Source organism: Candidatus Epulonipiscium viviparus, from assembly GCF_000171335.1.
Lineage (GTDB): Bacteria > Bacillota > Clostridia > Lachnospirales > Cellulosilyticaceae > Epulonipiscioides > Epulonipiscioides viviparus.
The window spans coordinates 14,796-36,769 of sequence record NZ_ABEQ01000008.3 but is presented as its reverse complement, the minus strand read 5'-3'; the positions used below and the strand labels follow the sequence as shown (position 1 = coordinate 36,769).

At 31.4% G+C, this 21,974-nt stretch carries 15 protein-coding genes and 1 other RNA gene; 11 read left to right on the top strand and 5 right to left on the bottom strand.

Annotated elements, in window-relative coordinates; all coding sequences use genetic code 11:
• Positions 1-43 precede the first annotated feature (43 nt).
• Positions 44-1,522: a glycoside hydrolase family 43 protein gene (locus EPU_RS11270; protein WP_044149300.1), complete on the top strand. Its 1,479-nt coding sequence runs from the start codon at positions 44-46 to the stop codon at positions 1,520-1,522.
• A 9-nt stretch (positions 1,523-1,531) separates the two neighbouring features.
• Complete coding sequence (gene xylB, locus EPU_RS02180) at positions 1,532-3,055, top strand: xylulokinase (RefSeq protein WP_010166336.1); 1,524 nt, start codon at positions 1,532-1,534, stop codon at positions 3,053-3,055.
• A 67-nt stretch (positions 3,056-3,122) separates the two neighbouring features.
• Here the strand turns inward: xylB (EPU_RS02180) and EPU_RS12585 are convergent, their stop codons facing one another.
• On the bottom strand, positions 3,123-4,202 hold the full coding sequence (locus tag EPU_RS12585; RefSeq protein ID WP_010166334.1) for a hypothetical protein: 1,080 nt from the start codon (positions 4,200-4,202) through the stop codon (positions 3,123-3,125).
• 244 nt (positions 4,203-4,446) lie between these two features.
• On the opposite strand from EPU_RS12585, the gene ffs reads away from it, so the two are divergent.
• The 3 genes from ffs to EPU_RS11260 all read left to right on the top strand — a co-directional run bounded on the left by ffs (position 4,447) and on the right by EPU_RS11260 (position 8,230).
• Positions 4,447-4,710, top strand: an RNA gene (gene ffs, locus EPU_RS13045) — signal recognition particle sRNA large type.
• Positions 4,711-4,833: 123 nt separating this feature from the next.
• On the top strand, positions 4,834-7,404 hold the full coding sequence (gene secA, locus EPU_RS02170) for a preprotein translocase subunit SecA (protein ID WP_010166332.1): 2,571 nt from the start codon (positions 4,834-4,836) through the stop codon (positions 7,402-7,404).
• 58 nt (positions 7,405-7,462) lie between these two features.
• Complete coding sequence (locus EPU_RS11260) at positions 7,463-8,230, top strand: biotin--[acetyl-CoA-carboxylase] ligase (protein WP_010166329.1); 768 nt, start codon at positions 7,463-7,465, stop codon at positions 8,228-8,230.
• A gap of 49 nt (positions 8,231-8,279) precedes the next feature.
• On the opposite strand, the gene EPU_RS02160 is transcribed toward EPU_RS11260, so the two are convergent.
• Together EPU_RS02160 and EPU_RS14270 are read right to left on the bottom strand one after the other, a co-directional pair.
• Positions 8,280-8,624, bottom strand: a complete 345-nt coding sequence (locus EPU_RS02160; protein ID WP_010166327.1) for a hypothetical protein — start codon at positions 8,622-8,624, stop codon at positions 8,280-8,282.
• 79 nt (positions 8,625-8,703) lie between these two features.
• Complete coding sequence (locus EPU_RS14270) at positions 8,704-8,826, bottom strand: hypothetical protein (protein WP_010166325.1); 123 nt, start codon at positions 8,824-8,826, stop codon at positions 8,704-8,706.
• Positions 8,827-9,075: 249 nt separating this feature from the next.
• Here EPU_RS14270 and EPU_RS02150 point away from each other — a divergent pair, with 249 nt between their 5' ends.
• The gene (locus tag EPU_RS02150) at positions 9,076-11,772 is read left to right on the top strand and encodes an EAL domain-containing protein (protein WP_010166322.1); all 2,697 of its coding nucleotides are present in this window, start codon (positions 9,076-9,078) and stop codon (positions 11,770-11,772) included.
• Between the two features lie 178 nt (positions 11,773-11,950).
• A complete protein-coding gene (locus tag EPU_RS02145; RefSeq protein WP_029487831.1) occupies positions 11,951-13,765 on the top strand; it encodes an N-6 DNA methylase in 1,815 nt (604 codons plus the stop codon).
• Positions 13,766-13,803: 38 nt separating this feature from the next.
• On the opposite strand, the gene EPU_RS02140 is transcribed toward EPU_RS02145, so the two are convergent.
• Both EPU_RS02140 and EPU_RS02135 read right to left on the bottom strand, forming a co-directional pair.
• Positions 13,804-15,036 carry a hypothetical protein gene (locus tag EPU_RS02140; RefSeq protein ID WP_029487830.1) on the bottom strand — a complete coding sequence of 411 codons (1,233 nt, stop codon included), beginning with the start codon at positions 15,034-15,036 and terminating at the stop codon, positions 13,804-13,806.
• 172 nt (positions 15,037-15,208) lie between these two features.
• Positions 15,209-15,958, bottom strand: a complete 750-nt coding sequence (locus EPU_RS02135; RefSeq protein ID WP_010166319.1) for a GntR family transcriptional regulator — start codon at positions 15,956-15,958, stop codon at positions 15,209-15,211.
• A 253-nt stretch (positions 15,959-16,211) separates the two neighbouring features.
• On the opposite strand from EPU_RS02135, the gene EPU_RS11255 reads away from it, so the two are divergent.
• Genes EPU_RS11255 through xylB (EPU_RS02115) form a run of 4 tightly spaced genes read left to right on the top strand, consistent with a single transcriptional unit; the run spans position 16,212 to position 21,971 of the window.
• The gene (locus tag EPU_RS11255) at positions 16,212-17,078 is read left to right on the top strand and encodes a glycyl-radical enzyme activating protein (RefSeq protein ID WP_010166318.1); all 867 of its coding nucleotides are present in this window, start codon (positions 16,212-16,214) and stop codon (positions 17,076-17,078) included.
• Positions 17,079-17,081: 3 nt separating this feature from the next.
• Positions 17,082-19,382, top strand: coding sequence for a pyruvate formate lyase family protein (locus EPU_RS02125; RefSeq protein WP_010166317.1), 2,301 nt, complete (start codon positions 17,082-17,084; stop codon positions 19,380-19,382).
• A gap of 21 nt (positions 19,383-19,403) precedes the next feature.
• Entirely contained in the window at positions 19,404-20,423 is a 1,020-nt protein-coding gene (locus tag EPU_RS02120; protein WP_029487828.1) for a zinc-dependent alcohol dehydrogenase, read from the top strand.
• Positions 20,424-20,435: 12 nt separating this feature from the next.
• Complete coding sequence (xylB, locus tag EPU_RS02115; protein ID WP_010166315.1) at positions 20,436-21,971, top strand: xylulokinase; 1,536 nt, start codon at positions 20,436-20,438, stop codon at positions 21,969-21,971.
• Positions 21,972-21,974 lie beyond the last annotated feature (3 nt).

Genomic DNA, 21,974 nt, shown 5'->3' with positions numbered 1-21,974 from the left:
TCTTCTTGCACCTTGAATATCAATTCTTTTGGAGGAGTTTTCTATGAACCCAATATTATCTGGATTTTATCCAGATCCATCTATATGCAGAGCAAACGACACATTTTATATGGTAACTAGTACCTTTGAATATTTTCCTAGTGTCCCAATATTTAAAAGTAAAAACTTAATYAATTGGGAACAAATTGGTCACTGCATATCAAATGAAAATTATGTAAAACTTACTAATTCTAAAATTAGTGGTGGAATTTTTGCTCCTACCATTCGATATCACAATGAAATATTTTATATGATAACAACTGATGTTTCTGGAATTGGTAACTTTTTTGTAACTGCGACAAATCCTGCAGGACCTTGGAGTGAACCTATTCGAGTAGATTTTAAAGGCATTGATCCTAGCTTATATTTTGAAGGTGAAGATGTTTATTGTAATACAACCGGAATAGACAAAAATGGTAATCGCGGAATTCAGATGGCTAAAATTGATATCAAAACAGGACAATGTCTTGAAGAAAAACATTTTTTATGGACAGGTACTGGCGGAATATATCCAGAAGGAGCTCATATTTATAAACATGGCAACAAATATTACCTGCTTGTTGCTGAAGGCGGAACATCAATGGGGCATATGGAAACCATTGCTTATGCAGATAATATATACGGTCCTTACGAATCCAATCCTGCAAATCCAATCTTAACTCATAGAAATGTAGAAAGCAATATTCAAGGTACTGGTCATATGGATATAGTTGAAGCTGCTGATGGAAAGTTTTTTGCAGTATTTTTAGCCTTTAGATTAACGGAAAGCTATTTTCATCATCTTGGACGAGAAACATTTGTTGCACCTGTTACATGGAAAAAAAATGAATTTCCTATAATTAATGATAACAAACCTATTACTACCGAAATTGATATATCTCAATTTCCAGCAATACCAACTATTGTAAACAAAAGCTTCATAGATACTTTTTCAACTTCTCAATTAGACTTTAAATATAATTTTTTGCGTAAACCTTCATCTGTAAAGTATGAAATCAACAACGGTTTAATATTATATGGTAATAATATTTCAATAAACGAAATTAGTACTCCAGCATTTATCGGATTTAGACAAACTGAATTTAATGTAGAAATATTTTTTCACATAAAAGCCGAAATGCAGCTTGATGATTTTTGTGGTGTTACAGTATTTTATAATAGCACACGACACTTTGATTTATGCATAAGTAAGAAGTCTATTTGGCTAAAAAAAGTATTTGATGATATTAAAGAAGTTTCCTTTGAAACAAATACAACTGAAACAAATATAGTTTTATATATAAAAGCAGATGAATTTAAATATTATTTTGGATTTGGAGATACTGAACAAACCGCTGCTAATAACATTGTGGCAACAGGACTCACAAGACATGTTTCAACTGAAGTAGCTAAGATTACCTACACTGGAGTATATCTTGGAATGTTTGTTGAAGGCAGTTTAGAAAGTAAAATGACTGTTACAAAAATTAAATATAATGCATAGGAGCGAGATATGGAATATATTTTAGGCGTTGATCTTGGAACAAGCGGAACTAAAACAGTTTTATTTGATAAGGCGGGTATTAAAATTGCATCTAGCACTGTAGAATATGAATTATTTACACCTAAAAATGGCTGGGCAGAACAGAATCCTGATGATTGGTTAAGTGCAACTATTACTACTATTAGAGATGTTATAACAAAATCTGGTGTTGCAGCAACTGATATCAAAGGATTGGGAATTTCTGGTCAAATGCATGGACTTGTAATGGTTGATAAAAATGGTACTGTTATTAGAAATGCCATTCTATGGTGTGATGGTAGAACTGGCAAAGAATGTGCAGAAATAACTACAAAAATCGGAAAAGAACGATTAATTGAAATCTCTGCTAATCCAGCTCTTACAGGTTTCACTGCTGGCAAGGTTGTATGGGTTCAAAAACATGAACCTGACAACTATGCTAAGTGTCATAAAATGATGCTTCCAAAAGATTATATTCGGTTTAAACTTACTGGAAATTATGGAGCTGAAGTTTCTGATGCTTCTGGGACTAATTTATTTGATATTAATACTAAGCAGTGGTCCAAAGAAATTTTAGATAATTTAGATATTGATATAAATTTATTACCAGAAGTGAAAGATTCTGTAGATATTGCGGGTAATATTACAAAAGAAATTGCAAAGCAAACTGGACTTAGTACAAACACCATTGTATGTTATGGAGCAGCAGATAATGCCGCCGCTGCAATAGGAACGGGCGTTGTATCTACAGGCAAAGCTTTTACTACAATAGGAACTAGTGGTGTAATTTTTGTTCATTCAGACAAACCTTTGATTGACAAAAAAGGTAGAATTCATACTTTCTGTTCTGCAGTTCCTAATAAATATACTCTAATGAGCTGTACATTATCTGCTGGAATGTCATTAAAATGGTTTAGAGACAATTTATGTAGTGATGAAATCAATGTTGCTAAGAATCTTGAAAAAGATAGTTATGAACTAATTAATGAAGGGGTTGCTAACATTCCTATCGGTTCTGATAAATTGATATTTTTACCTTACTTGATGGGAGAACGTTCACCTATTCTTGACGAAAAGGCTAGAGGTGTATTTTTTGGATTAAATACCATTCACACTAAATATCATATGTTACGAGCGCTTATGGAAGGTGTTATGTTTTCTCAATGGCAATGTCTAAATGTAATGAGGGAACTAGGAGTTAAAACTAATCTTATGTATGCTTGTGGTGGGGGTGCAAAAAGTCCAATTTGGCGCACAATGATGGCTGATATGTATAATATAGATGTTACCACAGTTAAAAACGAGGAGGGACCAGCGTTGGGTGTTGCAATTCTTGCCGCAGTTGCTTGTAACATGTATGAAAATATAGAAATTGCTTGTGATACTATGGTGAAAATTAAAGAAAAGATTTCTCCTATTACTAATAATCATTTAGATTATATAAAATATTATGAAATTTATACACACCTATATCCAGCGCTGATAGCAAGTTTTGCCAAATTAAATGATATATAAAAATTTATTTTAATTTTGTACACAACTTTAAGGCAGATGATAGTTGTACTTGCCTTAAAGTCTATAATTAACCAAATAATGTTATTTTTTTGACCAGAATCAGTTTCCTATCATAATCTAGTTCCACTAAATCAGTAGGTTTAATACTTTCACTTTTATTTTCAAAATATTCAGCATCTGCATACTGTAACAACAAGTATACAAACTGTGAACAATACATAATATTTGATTTTGGCTTATATGATTGTTTAGAGAATAATCCTAATAAATTATAAGCACTTCCACTTAAATTTATTTCTCGAATCTTATCAATCATTTTTTGCTTTTGTTCTTTACTAACCTCTAATTTATATACATAAATAGAAGAATCTTCCTTTTTTAATAAATATTCTATCATTTCTGCATTTAATCCCGGTGGATTTATATATTCACCTCCATTATAACTTATTAAAGTATTAAGTTTACTATCAAATGCAATAGATACATGATTATAAGTTTTATGCGTTTTAATTGAAATAACTTTACTGGTTGGACTTCCAGTATCAGAAAGAACTATATAAATATGGTTATCTTGTATACTTTCTTCCAATTTTTTTAAATATTTTTCATTAAGAGTCCCTTCATTTATATATGAAAAAAAACTATTTCTTTTAACCTGTTCAATAACTTCTTCAATAACTTCTTTGGTTAAAACTTCTTTAGAATTTTTTAAAAATTCTATTTTATTGGATAAAATTTGATTAAATTCTTCTATCTTATCAAAGGACAAAAAGGACAAATTTGAATTTCGTTCTACATTAATATCAGAAAAAATATAAACTTTATCTAAGTTCAAATCCAATATTTCTTTTAAATAAAACGAAAAACCTAAAAATAAATATGAAATTAGCATGGTCATTTTTCCTACTATAAAATCTGTACCATTTAAAATAAAAATACAATAGCAAACTTGAAGTGTTATTAGTGTCATATATGCTATAACAGTTAGTAATCTTTTCAGATTACTCTTAGATATGAAAATCATGTATGCTGTCAATAGCAAGTCAATAAATATATAAACTAAGCAAGAAGTTATTGGTCCATTAAATGATAATAAACAAATAGAAATTATTATTAAATTAAGTTTAAAAATTTGCCACTTCAACATGATATCCCCCCTAACTCTATTTTATCATGTTAAGTAATATACTGCAATATAGGCTTATACTATCAAATTATAAAAAATATATATTTATAATATTAGAAATTAACACTAAGATATTTTTTCATATTTATCAAACAGGAGTCAATGTATTTTAAATTGAATACACAAAAAATGTAATAAAATATACAAAAATTTAACAATAAATTTATTGACAAATCTAATTTTATAGTATATAATCAAGACAATTCTGTGCTAGCTGGGGAGGTAGCGGTGCCCTGTACTTGCAACCCGCTAGAGCAAGAGTGATGCTTTGTCTGCGGCAGTTATTTGTTTGGTCTGCCCCTGAAAAGTGGTGTTGAGAGTTCAGTCTTACGCAATAAGTGCTTATGAACCGTGTCAGGTCTTGACGGAAGCAGCACTAAGTAAGTTTATTTATGTGCCGTAAGGGTGCTGGATTTGAGCTAACTGTCAGGGTAACGCTTGTGAATTGCTGTCAAAGCAAAGTGCACAGAATTATACATAACATGTCTTGGGCATGTTTTTTTTTGCTTAAATATCTAAAAAGGTTATAAAAATGGCCATTTTGGAAAAATTAAATAATAGCACATAAAGTATAATAGAAGAAGGTGAAATTTTGAAAGGTATAGTAGAAAAAATTTTTGGTACTCACTCTCAAAGAGAGTTAAAACGAATAGAACCTATTTTACAAAAAATTGAATCATATGATGAAGAAATGCAAGCATTAAGTGACGATGAATTAAAAGCTAAAACTGAAGAATTCAAAGAACGAATACAAAATGGTGAATCACTAGACCATTTGATGCCAGAAGCATATGCTGTCTGTCGTGAAGCAAGCGTTCGTGCATTGGGCATGAAACATTATCCAGTGCAGCTCATTGGTGGAATTATTTTACACTATGGACGTATTGCCGAAATGAGAACTGGTGAAGGAAAAACTTTAGTTGCAACATTACCAGCATATCTTAATGCTCTTAGCGGAAAAGGAGTGCATGTTGTTACGGTAAACGATTATCTAGCAAGTCGTGATGCGGCTGAAATGGGTGTATTATATAATTATCTTGGTTTGAGTGTAGGATGTATTTTAAGTAATATGGATAACAACAAACGCCGTGAAGCTTATGGTTGTGATATAACTTATGGTACAAATAATGAATATGGTTTTGATTATTTAAGAGACAACATGGTTTTATATGCAAAAGACATGGTTCAACGTGAATTAAACTATGCTCTTATAGATGAAGTGGATTCTGTTTTAGTCGATGAAGCTAGAACTCCATTAATTATTTCTGGTCAAGGTGCAAAATCCACTCATCTTTATAAAGCTGCAGATATTTTTGTGCGTAGATTAAAAAAAGGACAATTGCTTAGCGATGAATCTACTATGGCGACATTAATGCGCGAAGAAATCGAAGAAGAGGGAGATTATATCGTAGATGAAAAACAACGATCCGTAACTCTAACTTTAGAAGGTGTAAAAAAAGCTGAACAATATTTTGGTATCGAAAATTTAGCTGATCCCAATAATATGGAAATTCAACATCACATCACTATAGCGCTAAAAGCTCACAATTTGATGCATCTTGAAAAAGATTATATTGTGAATGAAAAAGAAGAAATTGTAATTGTAGATGATCATACCGGTCGATTAATGGATGGTCGAAGATATTCAGACGGGCTTCATCAAGCAATAGAAGCAAAAGAAAATGTAGAAGTAAAAAAAGAAAGTAAAACATTGGCAACAATAACTTTCCAAAACTTTTTTAATCGATATTCTAAAAAATCTGGAATGACTGGTACAGCTTTAACAGAAGAAAGTGAATTTAGAGAAATTTATGGCATGGATGTTATTGTTATTCCTACCAATAAACCTATTCTTAGAATTGATCATCCAGATGTTGTATATACAACAGAAGCTGGAAAATACAAGTCTATTATAGAAGATGTTAAAGAGTCCGTTATCAAAGGTCAACCTGTATTAGTAGGTACTGTAACTATCGATATTTCGGAACATTTGAGTAAATTATTAACTAAAGAAGGTATAAAACATCAAGTTTTAAATGCCAAATATCATCAACAAGAAGCTGAAATTGTTGCTCAAGCTGGCAAAAAAAATTCTGTCACAATTGCAACTAACATGGCTGGACGTGGTACTGATATAAAATTAGAAGAAGGTGTCCCTGAGCTTGGCGGTCTTAAGATTATTGGTACAGAACGACATGAATCTCGACGTATTGATAATCAATTAAGAGGACGTTCTGGTCGTCAAGGTGACCCCGGAGAATCGCGCTTTTATTTAGCATTAGAAGATAATTTAATGCGTTTATTTATGCCTGAAAGTACCCTTAAAATGTTTAATTCTCTCGGTATTCCAGATGATGAACCTATTACACATGGTATTATGACTAAAGCCATTGAGCGTGCTCAAACAAAAGTAGAATCAAATAACTATGGTATTCGTAAACATCTCTTGGAATATGATCGAATTATGAATGAGCAAAGAGAATTAATTTATGGGGAGCGTTATAAAGTTTTAACCCAAGACAATATCCGTGAAAACATTATGAACATGACTCGTGACGTAATTGATCAAGCAGTAGAGAATGCAACTGCTGGATTAGAGTATCCGGAAGACTGGGATTTGGCAAAACTTATGGAATATCTCAATGCTATTATTCCTTATGATAATTTAACATTCACTTCTGAAGAACAAAAAGATTTATCTGAGAAAAAATTAAAAGATTTGTTATTTGAAAAAGCGGAAGAAATTTATAAATTTAAAGAGGAAAATATCGGCGAACAAATGCGCGAAAATGAACGTGTTATGTTACTGCGAGTTATTGATCAAAAATGGATGGATCACCTTGATAATATCGAACAAGTGCGTCAAGGAATAAATTTACATGCCTATGGTCAACGTAATCCATTAGTAGAATATAAATATATAAGCTTTGATATGTTTGAGGAAATGACTGACAATATTAAGCAAGATACTGTTAAAGCTGTCTTCCACATCCCAATGCAAACTAATAGAGAAATTAAAAGAGAGTCTGTTTTTAAAAATGTCATTACCAATATACAAGATAATAGTACTCCAAAAACTCCAGCTAAAGCGGAAAAAATAAATAGAAATGATACCTGTCCTTGTGGCAGTGGCAAGAAATACAAAAATTGTTGTGGACAATAGTTTTTAAATAAAAATCATAAACATTAAAAGTATAGTATGGCGTATAAATGAGGTTATTATGGATAAAATTATAGGAAGTAATATGATTTTTTACGACGAAGTTGAATCTACAAATCAAATTGCAAAAGAATTAATAAAAACTAGCAATATTCAAAGCGGAGCCATTATTATAGCAGATACACAAACTTCAGGCAAAGGAAGACTCGGTCGTAGTTGGTCCTCACCAAAAGGTGAGGGAATCTTTATGAGCATAGTCGTATGTCCAACTTTAGCGATAAATCAAATTCCAAAATTAACATTAATATCCGGATTGGCTATGTGTCATACACTTAAAAATATATGTGGTAGTAACGACACTCGCATAAAATGGCCAAATGATATATTAATTAATGAAAAAAAAGTTTGTGGAATATTGTGTGAATTGGTCGGAAATAATACTGGCAAAAATTTCATTATTATTGGAATCGGCGTAAATGTAAATCAAACTACTTTTCCATCTACGCTTCCTTATGCCACATCTTTACGTTTAGAATATAAAGTCGAGTTTTCTAGACAAAGAATAATAGATGAATTTGCAAAAATATTTGATGAAATGTATAAAACATATCTGATTGAAAAAAATCTTTCTCCTTTTATCAAAGACTATGCTAATTTATGTATAAATACAGGAAAAAAAGTATATGTAAATACAGAAAATACAACTGAGATAGTTACTGTTGAAAAAATTAATGAAGAAGGATTTTTAGAAGTGATTGATATGTATGGGAATAAACATGAAATTCAAAGTGGAGAAGTTTCAGTACGAGGTATTTATGGTTATGTATAATTAAGTTTAAAATGCTGAATCAGTAATATATTCAGCATTTTTTATGTATCTATTTTTTAAAAATTTCTATATTGTCTGCACTTTCGCCCCAATATAAAGTACGACCTTCTAATTCATAATACATATCCACAGATATGTCACCTACTATGTATAGCATTTTAGTTGGAGATAAAATTTCATAATATGCATATTTTGGATTAGTACCTACCCTAACATTACCGTTTTTTTCAAATTTTATATTTTCATTGGTACTAGTAGAAGTCCATTCGCCTAACAACTGTGGATTAAAATATTTATATGCAAAATTAATTGTTATACCAAGCGTCAATAATATAGCGATTAAACATCCTCCAACTAATATGTATATTTTTTGATTTTTTAGATTGATTTTCATTTGTAAGTTCCTCCTAAATACATTAAAAAATATTTTAAAGGTATTATACTATAAAAAATATGATTTTTCAATAGGTATTTTATAAAGGAGCCATAACAAAAATGGCTCTACTGGCATTCGATTTGACTATTTCTCCTTTATCCACGTGAGGCTGTATAAAAAAAAGTGCTAGTGTTAGTATAACTGCTAAACATTTTTTCATTTGTTATCCTCCTTGTGTTTAAACATATGCCTATAATTAGTCTAACCTTTTTTTTGTTTTTTATTGTAGTAATCTTTTGACAATTATTTTATAATGATATTTGACAACTTTAAAGAATACCTTTAAAGTATATATAACTACAGCATTCAGTTAAATTTTGAACTTGAAAACTATATTTTATATAAATTTATCTGCATATGTGGTATAATAAGGTATATTATTAATATTTTGAGAAAGGATTAATACTTTATGAACAATAACGAATCAAACGCTTTAAGAAATGCTTTTGCAGTTGGAGATAATTTCTTAAATACATTGCCTGAGAAAATGCTAATAAACATAATCGCCAATTTATCTGACGACTCTATATTTGTACTTGATGTTCATACGTCTCTTATACAATATTATGGAAACTATTTTAATACTGAGCTTGGATCAAATAAAAGGTCTATACCTCTTGGATATGAGGCTAAAGAAGGTTTAGTTCATGAGGATGATACAGAATTATATTTAAAGCTTATTAGAAATATGCAAAAGGGGCGCTATGAAGAATTAGATATCCGATATTTAATTCCAAACGGAACCTATGAATACTATACTTCTTCTTATCAACCCATATATGATAAAAATGGAGATTTAAACTTTGTAATTGGAAAGACTATAAATATAAATAAAGAAAAAATGTCTAGTGATGAATTTCGACTAGATCTTTTAACTGGCTGCTTTAATAAAGTCAGTGCCGAGCAAATGATTGCATCAAAATTAACAGAAAAGAAAGAATTAAAACATGCTCTTTTTATACTAGATATAGATAATTTTAAGGTCATTAATGATTCCTTTGGGCATTTATTTGGTGATGATGTTTTAAAAGAAGTTGCAAAGGATTTGAAAAAATTATTTAGAAGCAATGATGTCATTGCAAGAATAGGAGGAGATGAATTTGTTATTTTCTTAGAAAATGTTCCAAATGTTGATTTACTTGTTGCACGTAGTACAAAAATTATTGATGCGCTTAATAAGCATTATTCAAATGGAGACAACGTTTATGAAATTTCAGCTAGTATTGGTGTCGCTCAATACCCTGAAGCTGGAACCACATACCGACAAATCTTAAAATCTGCTAATGATGCATTATCTCTTGCAAAAAATAATGGTAAAAAACGTTTTGTATTTTCCACAGACCCAATTGCTCATACAAAAGTCATGTCTCCTCTTAGATTTGAGACTAATGACATTATTGCTGGATTATATTTTGATCATGACTTAATTTCCTCTGTTTTCAATATTTTATACGAAACAGGTTGTGAATTATCTAGTATTAATTCAGCACTTCGATTGATAGCACAAAAATATAATGCTGATAGATGTTATATTTTAGAAACATTTGATGAAGGTGAAACATACCATGCAACTTATGAGTGGTGTAGAAAAAATGTTGTTCGAAAACTTAGCTCACATTCACATGTTGATGTTTCAGTATTAGAGGATTTATTTCTTGCTTCTCATAATGGTATGATTTATTCAAAAGATTTTTATGCAACATTTAGAAACTATGGTGATTTTGAAAAAAGCACTTACCAAGGTACACACTCTTTTTTACACTCTCAAATAAAAAAAGAAACTTACGTGAAATTTATACTTGGTATAGATGACTGCTCATTGCCTAGAGTTTGGACAGCCAAAGAAGTAAATACTCTACAATATATGTCTAAAATAATCTCTCTAATGATTGAATCATCAACCCTTGTATCTGAACTTAATCACTTAAATTATTATGATCCATTAACGCATGTAAAAAATCGTAATAGCTATCGTGATACTATGCAAGATATTAATAAGTTTGATATTACATCTTTAGGTGTTGTATATATCGACATTAAAGGACTAAGTTCAATTAATTATGCACGAGGTACAACCTTTGGAGACGAAATTTTAGTTAGAGTAGCAAATCTTTTAGAGACTATCTTCGGTAATAATGTTTATCGCGTAGGAGGAGATGAATTTGTTGTTATAGTTCAAAATGTCAGTGAAGATGTTTTTGAAAACAAGGTACAACTCCTTGATGGAAAAGGTCGTGAAGAAAAGGACTATAAATTATCCATAGGATATACCTGGAATAGACATATTGAAACACATGATGAACAAATCAATTCTCTTTCCCATAATAAATATAGCCTAATTTTAACTAAGGGGCTAGAGTCCGAAATAGCAGAAGGCAAATTTGTTGTTTTCTTGCAACCTCAAATTGACATGCAAACCGATGATGTTACTAGTGCAGAAGCATTAATTAGGCGAAAATACGCAGATGGTCGTATCCAGCCTCCTATTATGTTTATCCCATTCTATGAAAAAGAAGGTATTATTTCTAGAATTGACCTTTTTGTACTAGATACTGTCTGCAAAGCTATAAATGAATGGAAAGAAATTCGACCTGACAAAGAATATAAAGTCTCTGTAAACTGTTCTCGTTCCACTATTACGGAAGATGATATCGTAGATAGATTTGCTCAGGTTTGTCAAAAAAATGGCGTTTCACCTTCTTTAATTGTTATTGAAATAACTGAAACTATTAATTCTACAAATAACCTTAGGTTATCAGAAATTATTTCTAATTTTATAGAAGCTGGATTCTTAGTTTCTCTCGACGATTTTGGAAGCGGATATTCAAATCTTTCTACTTTTGTAAAATCTCGTTTCGACGAATTAAAAATTGATATGCAACTAACAAACAATCTACACCGTGATGAAAAGTCTAAAGTCTTGACCGAAGTTGCTCTTAATCTATGCGAAAGACTTGATGGCTTAACTTCTGTTGCAGAAGGAATAGAAACCAAAGAACAATATGATATTTTAAAACAAATGAATTGTGTAAAAGGTCAAGGATATTATTTCGACAAACCAATGCCTATAAATGAATTTACAGATAAGTATGTACGTTTATCTTAATCTATTGAATAAACAAATTGATTTTTTAGCTCTTTCTCTTTTTTAGAGGAGGAGCTTTTTTGGAACAAGCAGTMAAATAATACATTGACAACGATATTATATTTCATTATAATAGTAATCAATATACTAACTAATATAATGTTATTACTATATACTTAAAATTTAAGGAGGCGATTTTTTGAATACACAAAACATTTTAAATATTATGAATATTCAACTTAACGAAGTTTCAGAGCAAGAAAGTCTAAGTAATACTATTTTATTATTACTCGTGACCCGCGAAGCAGATGAAACAATAATTTCTAAATTAACTATAGCAAATGAATCAGATATACCCATTTTATTAAAAGAAATATTTCATTCAGTTGCAATGAATGAATTTTTACGTTTACCTATACAATATTTAAGCAAAACTAATTTAAATAATGAGACAATAAAAAAAATTTTTACCGATATAAATCATTGGAAATTAAATAAAACTCAATATACTGAGGCAATCAATTATGTTTTTACAATTATAGAACGTACATTGCCTATATACAGTACACCTTCATACATTAATGAATTATTAATTAAATTACTGGAGCCTATAGGCGGAACTTTTTATTCAGGTACTTTAGGTATTGCATCTACTATGATTATGGCATATCAATACGCTGCTTATCTTGGAAATACTTTAGAAATTTAYGGTCAAGAAATTAATTTACAAATCTACGCGCTTGCAGTTATTAGATTATACGTCAATGGAATCTCATCACATCATATATTAGCATCTGATATGCTTACTTCTCCTATAATTAACAATTTTGACTATATTGCAATACACCCTCCTGCTAACATTGAATGGAAAGATAAGCAATCTCAAATTATCGACAGACCAGATTTATATAGTTTTGGATTTCCTCAAGTTACTACTTCTGATTGGCTTTTTTTATCACTAGCATTAAAATTACTAAATAAAACCGGTAAAGCCGTAGTACTTACCCCTGTGGGTTCTTTATTTAGAACCGGAATGGAAGAAAAGCTTAGAACTAGAATTATTTATTGTGATTATATAGAAGCAATTATAGAACTTCCAGAAAGAATCGTTACAAATTCATCTACTAATTTCGCTATAATAATATTTAACAAGAATAAATCTATCAAATTAAAAAATTCGATTCAATTCATTGATGCTACACARTTATATGAATCTCAAAAACGTGCTAAAAGAGCTTTAAGTATAGATAATATAAATGAAATAGTAAATATTTATAAATCTCAAACAGATATTGTTAACCTTAGCACAATTGTTTCTTTAACTAATCTTCGGTCTTCCAATATTTTGCCTAGTAAATATGTAACCAAAACTTCGTTTTTAAGTAATATTTATGGTGAAATTAAATTATCTATGCCCAATATAGTTTCAAACAAGACTTTAGATGATGTAGGAATTTTTTTCAGAGGCATAAATATTTTACGTAGTTATCTCCAAAATCCAAATGGTGATTTTCGAGTTATTAACCTTGCTAACGTCGAAGACGGAGAAATTAATATGGCAACTTTAACAACATATGAAGTAGATAATCGTGCTAGATTAGATATGTACCGTGTTCAAGAAGGTAATTTGATTATTTCAAATAGAGGGACCTTAAAGATATGTATAGTTCCAAAACATAAAGGCAATTTATTAATTTCCCAAAATTTTATAGGTCTTAGATTGCATAAAGGATATAATCCAGAATATATTAAACAATTTTTACAAAGTCCTTTAGGAGAATATCTTATTAATACAAAAAGAGCAGGTAGCGCATCCCAAATAATTAATATCCGAGATTTAAAAGAAATTCCATTTATTGAACCATTAACTCAAAATCAAACCGAAATTATAGACTCATATAATACTAAACAACAACAAATAGTCACTAAAATTGAAAAATTAGAATTAGAATTATTAACTATGAGAAATAAATTATATGACCAAATGGGAATTTCAAAATTTTTTCAACTATAAATATTTTTTTTCCTTATTACACAAAGGTCGGAAAATTTTTAATATACACTTTCTTCGCGTACTATTTCTACCGCACGTCTTAATTTATCTAAATTTCCATGTATATTATAAATATCTCTAAATATAAATTCTGCTTTACAATTATTTTTTCGTATAATATCCATAGAAATTTTTATATATTTTCTAAATGCTTCTTCATCAAAAGATTTTTCAGCTCCCAAAAAACAGGGGGGAATTTGCTTAGAATATATAATTCCTCTTTGAGAGAGTCTTGGTGCAATAAATTGTTCATCACATAACGCAGAAACAGAAACTTTACGTAAGTTTTTTATTTGATCTATATTATTTTCCCAAAAATTACTAATAGGTTCACGACAGCCATAGTATATCATTCCAAACTCTTCAGCAACACGTTTGGTTTCTGGCAATATAAACTCCTTAAATACTTTTGATGATACCTCAAAAAATTCTTGAGCATTTATATGACCCCATGTATCACTACTTTTTACAATTCCATTAAATCCCTGCTGCGGGAGTTCATGACTAAAACAATAACTACCACCTATATAATTATTTTTATTATTCAAACATATACAACGTTCATGTTCTTGAAACCTCAGTAACCTRATAGTATCATTTGCTAAAAATGTCATTAAATTTTTAAATTCTTCAGGTTCTCTTGTGATTGAATAAAACATATTATCTCTACCTAATAACTCCAATGCTTGTTGTGTTAAACTACAATTCCAATGATTAGTTGTATTTACTGGAACTACATCTAAAATATCTCCTAAAATATTTTGAATTTTATGCTTCTTAACTTTCAGAGCTTGTTGTTTATATGTATAGTTACTAAATGAAAGTTTTTGAAAATCTTGTTTCAAAGATCCCAAATGAGGTTTGATATAAAAATTTTGACCATCAAATGAACATATTTTATGACTATCTAATCCATATCTTAATCCCTCTATTTCAAATTTTAGAGGATAATAGTTAGGAACTATTTTATCATCACCAAACAGATTATATGGAATAATATTCCTCAAAAGTTCCTCTTCTATTTCTCTCGTTAAAATATTTTCACAGAATAAATCAGGTGAAATATCTTTCCAAAAAGTTAACTCTTCCATTACAATCATTGGTATATCTCCTTTTAATTCATTATGTGCATACCAATGATCTGTTTTTTCTGCCATGATAGGCAAATTAGCTAGTTCCCGCTGTTCTTTTGCCAGCATACGTAAATACTCACGTTCCCGTTTATTAACCATATAATCCCTCCATTTATAACACACTTTATTACAATACAGTTATATGTTAAATATAATTTTACATATATAATGATTTATAAATTTATATTTCAATAAATTTATTTTTTATATAAATATTATATAATACATATTATTTTTCTGCAACAAAAAAGACCTAGTTATATAGGTCTTTTCATTCCATTCTTATCGTAACATTAAAACTACTTCTATCTCCTCGATATCTAGCAATAGAATATTCTATAGGAACACCTTCTTTGTTTTTACCTACTGTATAAAAAAGTTGTATAGGCTTCCCTTTTTTTATATCTAATAATTTCATGTCTTGCTCATTTGCTTCAGTTACTTCAATTCTTCTAGTTACTTGTACAATTCTAGTGTCCAAATTTAATGATAAAAGATCATATAAACTTTCTTTTTCCATCTTGTACTTAATCAAAAATGAGCATCTCTCAAATGGTAAATATGTGATAATAGTAACTATAGGTTCTCCATCTACCATACGTCTACGATGCATATATAATATATCTGCTCCATTTGCTAAATTCAAAACTTGTGCAATATACGATGTAGCTTTAATTTTTTTAAATCCCAGAATTTCAGTTGTTGGAATTTTGCCAAGTCTTTGCATCTCACTATTGAAGCTTTCTATTTGTTGTACAAAAACATGATGCAGTTTCTGTTTTGCAACAATAGTCCCTTTTCCTTTTTGACGTGTCAAATAACCCTCTCTGACCAAATCAAGCACTGCTTGCCGTACAGTAGTACGACTTATATTATACATGTTACTCAATTCGAGTTCAGTGGGAATCATTGTACCAACAGGATAAAAGTTTGATTCTATATCGCTCAGTAGAATTTGTTTTAATTGATAAAACATAGGAATAGGTGCTAATTTGTCAATGGTTTTGGTTTGTTTATCCAAAAAAATATCTCCCTTCTACTAGATAGTAAGTGTAATATTATCTTATATTTCGCCGAAAATCAAGATAACAGAGTAGATAGCCAAAATCTTTATACATCTATGTTAAAAATATTTCATAAAAAACATCTATATGTATTCTAATAAATATTAAAAAAATCAAAAAAAATTTATAAAAAGCTATTGACATAACACAAAAATGCTGGTATTATAATGTTGTAACATTGATACATAAAATTTGTATAGGAGGTAACTAATGACAGGAATAATTTTTAATATACAGCGTTTTAGTACTAGTGATGGACCCGGAATCAGAACTACAATTTTTTTTAAGGGCTGTAACTTAAGATGTCAATGGTGCCACAATCCTGAATCTTATATTCCAACAATACAATTAATGTGGAATAGCGAGCAATGCGTCTCTTGTGACGCATGTACTATAAACTGTCCTAGCAGTATACCACACAACAATCGCATAAACAACCAAAAATGTCAAAATTGTGGAAAATGTGTCAATGCTTGTTTATATAGGGCATTAACAATATCAGGTGAAGAAAAATCTTCTGATGAATTAGTTGCCTTAGTAAAAAAAGATATGATATATTATAAAAATTCTGGCGGAGGACTCACTCTATCTGGAGGAGAAGTTTTACTGCAATCTGATTTTGCTGCAGACATTTTTAAAAAAACTAAAGAGCTTAATATACATAACTCACTTGATACGGCTCTTAATGTACCTTTTCATAATATAAAAAAAGTTTTGCCATATACTGATTTAGTTTTGCTCGATTTAAAATTAATGAATTCTCATAAACATCATAAATATACAGCCGTTAAAAATGAACTAATACTAGATAATTCACGACGTCTTTTCGACACTGGGATTGAAGTCCATATACGTGTTCCAGTAATTAAAAATATAAATGATAGTATAGAAAATATGCATACTTTACTAGATTTTATCGAAGGATATGATAATGTCACGAAAGTCGAATTGCTACCTTATCATGATATGGGCATCAACAAATCCAATATGATCGGCATAGAAAGCACAACATTTGAGCCACCCCTACAAAATTGCCTAAATGAGCTAAAAATGCTAATTAAAACAAGGAGGTCATAGTTAATGGACTCAATTTTAGAAAAAAAGATAGAAGCTTTATTTGGCCGTTCTGTAAAAGAAACTTTTATGGAACGAATACAATATACGTTTGAAACCGAATTTATGTTTGCAAATGACAGCTTTGCAGTTAAATACGGAAAAACTTTATATCATATTTTAGATAATATTTCGGTTGTTCTAGAAGATGATATGAAAATCGTTGGTTGTGTTAAAGTACGTATACCCGAAGATTCCGAAGTCGAGGAAATATTAAAAGTATATCATCGCTGGTGGGATATGTCTGTTGAAGATCGATTTAAAAAGGTCGCTTTCTATTATACAAATGGATGGTTAAAATGTCGCCCATATTGGTTTGCTAGCTTTGGTCATCTTGGCATAGATTACGAGGATCTAGTGTTCAACGGATATGATTCTATCATTAAACGTGCACAAACTAGATTAACTAAAAGTTGCAATGAAAAGCAACAAGAGTTTTTAAACGGCATAATTATTTCTATTCAAGCATTGAGCAATTTTTATGAGCGTTATGCTACTGCAGCTGTGGCTGCGGGCAAAATTGATCTTGCCGATGATCTAAAAACTATAGCGCATCAACCTGCCAAAACATTCAAACAAGCATTACAGCATATTTGGTTAAACACATTAGTATTACAAAAAGTTTCAGGATGCGGAGTTTTAAATTTTAGTAGATTAGATAAATATCTACAACCGTTATATGATCAAGATATCAAGGCTGGCATTTTAACTCGCGAAGAAGCCTTAAACTTAGTTGAAGAATTCTATTTTAGAAACAACGAAATGATGGCTCAAACTGATCATATGTCTGAAGAAACGACTGGCACCAAGGATACTCTTGAATTAGCATTCGATGACCCTAACTATTTAACACTTGGAGGAATAAATGCAGATGGGACTTCCGCAGTATGTGAACTTTCTTATATAATGCTAGAAGCTGCAAATGAAATGCGTCTTCGAAATCCATTTATTGTTGTACGATACCATGAAGGAATTGCTGAAGACTTTTGGAAATTGTGTGCTAAAGCCATGCGAAACAATGCGACAGTCGTAGTATATAATGACGAAACTATGATCCCAGCATTAAAATATCACAATATTTCTGCACCTGAAGTGTATGATTATGGATTTTGGGGATGCAACGATCCCAATATTGCTGCCTATGAAGGCGGACTTCGACAACTGTGGATGAATATGGCTAAACCTTTAGAGCTTGCTTTGCATCAAGGTGATTATCCATTAGAGCCTAAAAAAGAAGAAGATGTAGCCAAAGAATGTGCGTGGAGCATCGAAGACCGCATGATGGGAATAATGATAGGTCCATATTATGGAATTAAAACCAAGCCTGCTAACGAAATCAACTCTATGGAAGAATTTCTAAAAATCTTTGAAATACAATTCGATCATCTCATTTCAGAATTTCGAAAAGGTTTCGAAGCAGATTTTATTATTGAACAACACGAAACTGTTGGCAAGATGCGCATTGAAGATTGCTTCTTAAAAGGAACCATTGAAAATGCAGTCACTTGGACAGAAGGCGGAACCAAATATCATAAAATTGTAGCGCAAGGCTGCGGTCTTGCAACTGTTATTAATGCATTATATATAATTGAAAAAGTAGTCTTCGATGAAAAACTTTTAACATTAGAAGAACTTGCAACAATGATGCGTAATAACTACGAGGGCAATGAACATTGGCGTTTAAAATTTAAGAACAAATATCCAAAATTTGGTAACGATATTGATGAAGTTGATAAATATGCTCAAATTATAACTGATATATTCATGCGTATAATAGCAAAACACAATGGCCCTGAATATCTATATCAATTTTGGCCCACATATTCAACCGATAGAGCATTTACAATTATGGGTGAACATGTCGGAGCAACTCCAGATGGACGGCTAGCTCGAGAGCCTATTAGTGAAAATCAATCGCCTGCTGATGGAAGCGATCTTGAAGGTGTAACTGCTATGTTAAATTCTCTTAGCAAAGTACCTTTCAACCGCATCACAGGCGGACCATTAAACTTAAGGCTTCATCCAACAGTTGCCGCAGGAGATAAAGGTATTGATACTGTCGCCGCATTATTAAAAACTTATATGCAAAAAGGAGGAATGCAGCTTCAACTCAATGTCATCGATGCAGAAACCTTAAAACTTGCACAGGAAAATCCAGATAAATACCGCAGTTTATGTGTTCGCGTAACAGGGTATAGTGCATTTTTTGTTGAAATGGGTAAAAAAGCTCAAGATGAATTAATTCATCGTACGCAACATCAAATTTAATTTGTAGGAGGCAATTTTAATATGAAAAGTTTTATAGTAGAAAAAGACGGTAAAATGAGAATTGGTGAAGTTTCAAAACCAGTTATATCTTCCACTCAGGCATTAGTAAAAACTATTGCTTGTGGAATGTGTGGCACAGATATTAAATTGATTCACCGAACATTTAAGGGTTTTCCAGAAGATGTTTATCCTATAACTTTAGGACACGAAGGCGTTGGTGAAGTTATAGAAGTTGGCACAGACGTCAAAGGCTATAAAATTGGAGATAAAGTTCTTTTGCCATTTGCAACATCAGAAGGATACGGATCTGGTTGGGGAGCTCTCAGTGAATATGCAGTGGTCGATGATGTCAAAGCATTTCCCAAAGGCGAGGAGCCTGTATGGGGATTCGCACAAACTGTTCTTCCTGACGACATTGATCCCGTTGATGCTGTCATGCTTGTAACATTTAGGGAAGTGCTAAGTAGTATTAGATATTTTGACATCAAAGCTGCAAATTCAATTGTTGTGTTTGGGTGCGGACCTGTCGGATCAACATTTATCAAATTTTTATCACTTACAGGTGTAAAAAATATTATTGCAGTAGATATCTTTGACGACAAATTAGAAATCGCTAAATCCATCGGGGCTACACATACTATTAACAGTAAAGATCAAGATTTAGCTGCCGCTGTTCGTGCTATTTATCCAGATGGAGTAGATTTCGTATTAGATGCAGTAGGTCTTCCATTTATTGTAAATCAAGCAATGGCATTAATTAATGACCGCGGMGCTGTTCTTTGCTATGGAGTTCCTGAAAAAGAAGAAATTACCATTGATTTTAGTAAAGCTTCTTACAATTTTAGAGTTATATATCAACAAATGCCTAGAAAAGACGAAGAAGGTGCCGCAACCGATCAAGTTCTCGAGTGGGTTAGAAATGGGCAACTAGTAATTAAAGATTTTATCTCTGATTATTTTAAATTTGAAGACAGCGTTGAAGCATATGAAAAATTATTAGCACGTAAAATYCTAAAAAAAGGCATTATAACTTACAATTAAAAGGAGATCATTATGTATTTAATAGCTCATGATATTGGAACTTCTGGTAATAAAGCAACTCTTTTTTCTGCAGACGGAAAACTCATTACTAGTGTAACTCATGCCTATAATACTCATTATTTTAACGAAACTTGGGTTGAACAAGATGCTAATGATTGGTGGAATGCCGTTTGTATCACCACTCGCTCCTTAATTGCAGATGCACAAATTGACCCAACTGAGATTGCTGCAGTCAGCTTTAGTGGCCAAATGATGGGCGCCTTATGCGTTGATAAATCTGGTAATCCGTTACGACCATCCATTATATGGGCGGATCAACGTGCAACAGCTCAATCAGATCAAATCGCAGAACAAATTACACAGCGAGATTTTTATCATATAGTTGGTCATAGAAATACACCATCATATGGACTACAAAAGTTGATGTGGATTCGTGATAATGAACCAGATATTTATGCAAAAACTTATAAAGTATTAAATGCTAAAGACTTTATAGTTCTCAAACTAACTAATCAATTTTACACTGAACCTTCTGATGCAAACAGTATGGCTTGTTTTGACTTAAACACCTGGGAATGGTCAGATAAAATTCTTGCTGCTGCAAAAATAAGTAAAGATAAATTTCCAGAAATTAAGCCATCCACTTTTGTTGCAGGAGGTGTAACCAAAGATGCTGCCATTGCAACAGGGCTTGCCGAAGGCACAAAGGTTGTCATGGGTGGTGGCGATGGAGTTGTAGCTAATATTGGTTGTGGATCAATTGCACCCGGCAAAACTTATTGCTGTCTTGGAACATCAGCTTGGATTACTACAACCACTCAAAAACCTGTTTTCGACCCCAAAATGAGAACTGTAACTTGGGCGCATATTGTACCTGGTTTGTACGCTCCAAATGGAACCATGCAGTATGCTGGCGGCTCATACAGTTGGCTCAAAAATACTATTTGCACACTGGAATCTCATCAAGCTGAACACAATAATTCGTCACCATTTATATATATGAATGAACAAATTGAACAAAGCTCGATAGGTTCGAACGGGGTAATGTTTTTGCCATATATGTTAGGCGAAAGAGCTCCCAGATGGGATATGGCTTCTAGAGGTTCTTGGCTAGGATTAAAGCCAGAAAATACCAGAGGAGATATGCTTCGTAGTGTACTGGAAGGCGTTACATTTAACTTATCCATTTGTCTAGATATACTAAGAACACAAGTTGAAATTAACGAAGTTCTGGTAATTGGTGGCGGTGCAAAAGGTAAAGTGTGGCGTCAGATAATGGCCGATATCTTTGATGCTGAGATTAAAGTACCAAAGCTTTTAGAAGAAGCCGGTTCCATGGGTGCAGCAGTTATAGCTGGTATCGGTGCGGGACTATATGATGATTTTAATGCAATTGACAAATTTATCCAGCTCACTGATTCTGAAATGCCAAACCCAACTGCAGTTCAAGCTTATAAAGTTTATCAAGAAAATTTTGAAATTTACTATAACGCTTTAAAACCCGCTTATGAATTAATATCCAAAAATAATAACGTGAAGGAGTTTTAAATT

Excerpts from the sequence above, each read along its gene's own strand:
- EPU_RS02160 (WP_010166327.1), bottom strand. The coding sequence starts at position 8,624 with ATGAAAATCAATCTAAAAAATCAAAAAATATACATATTAGTTGGAGGA.
- EPU_RS02150 (WP_010166322.1), top strand. The coding sequence starts at position 9,076 with ATGAACAATAACGAATCAAACGCTTTAAGAAATGCTTTTGCAGTTGGA.
- xylB (WP_010166315.1), top strand. The coding sequence starts at position 20,436 with ATGTATTTAATAGCTCATGATATTGGAACTTCTGGTAATAAAGCAACT.
- EPU_RS02125 (WP_010166317.1), top strand. The coding sequence starts at position 17,082 with ATGGACTCAATTTTAGAAAAAAAGATAGAAGCTTTATTTGGCCGTTCT.
- xylB (WP_010166336.1), top strand. The coding sequence starts at position 1,532 with ATGGAATATATTTTAGGCGTTGATCTTGGAACAAGCGGAACTAAAACA.
- EPU_RS11260 (WP_010166329.1), top strand. The coding sequence starts at position 7,463 with ATGGATAAAATTATAGGAAGTAATATGATTTTTTACGACGAAGTTGAA.
- EPU_RS12585 (WP_010166334.1), bottom strand. The coding sequence starts at position 4,202 with ATGTTGAAGTGGCAAATTTTTAAACTTAATTTAATAATAATTTCTATT.
- EPU_RS11255 (WP_010166318.1), top strand. The coding sequence starts at position 16,212 with ATGACAGGAATAATTTTTAATATACAGCGTTTTAGTACTAGTGATGGA.
- EPU_RS14270 (WP_010166325.1), bottom strand. The coding sequence starts at position 8,826 with ATGAAAAAATGTTTAGCAGTTATACTAACACTAGCACTTTTTTTTATA.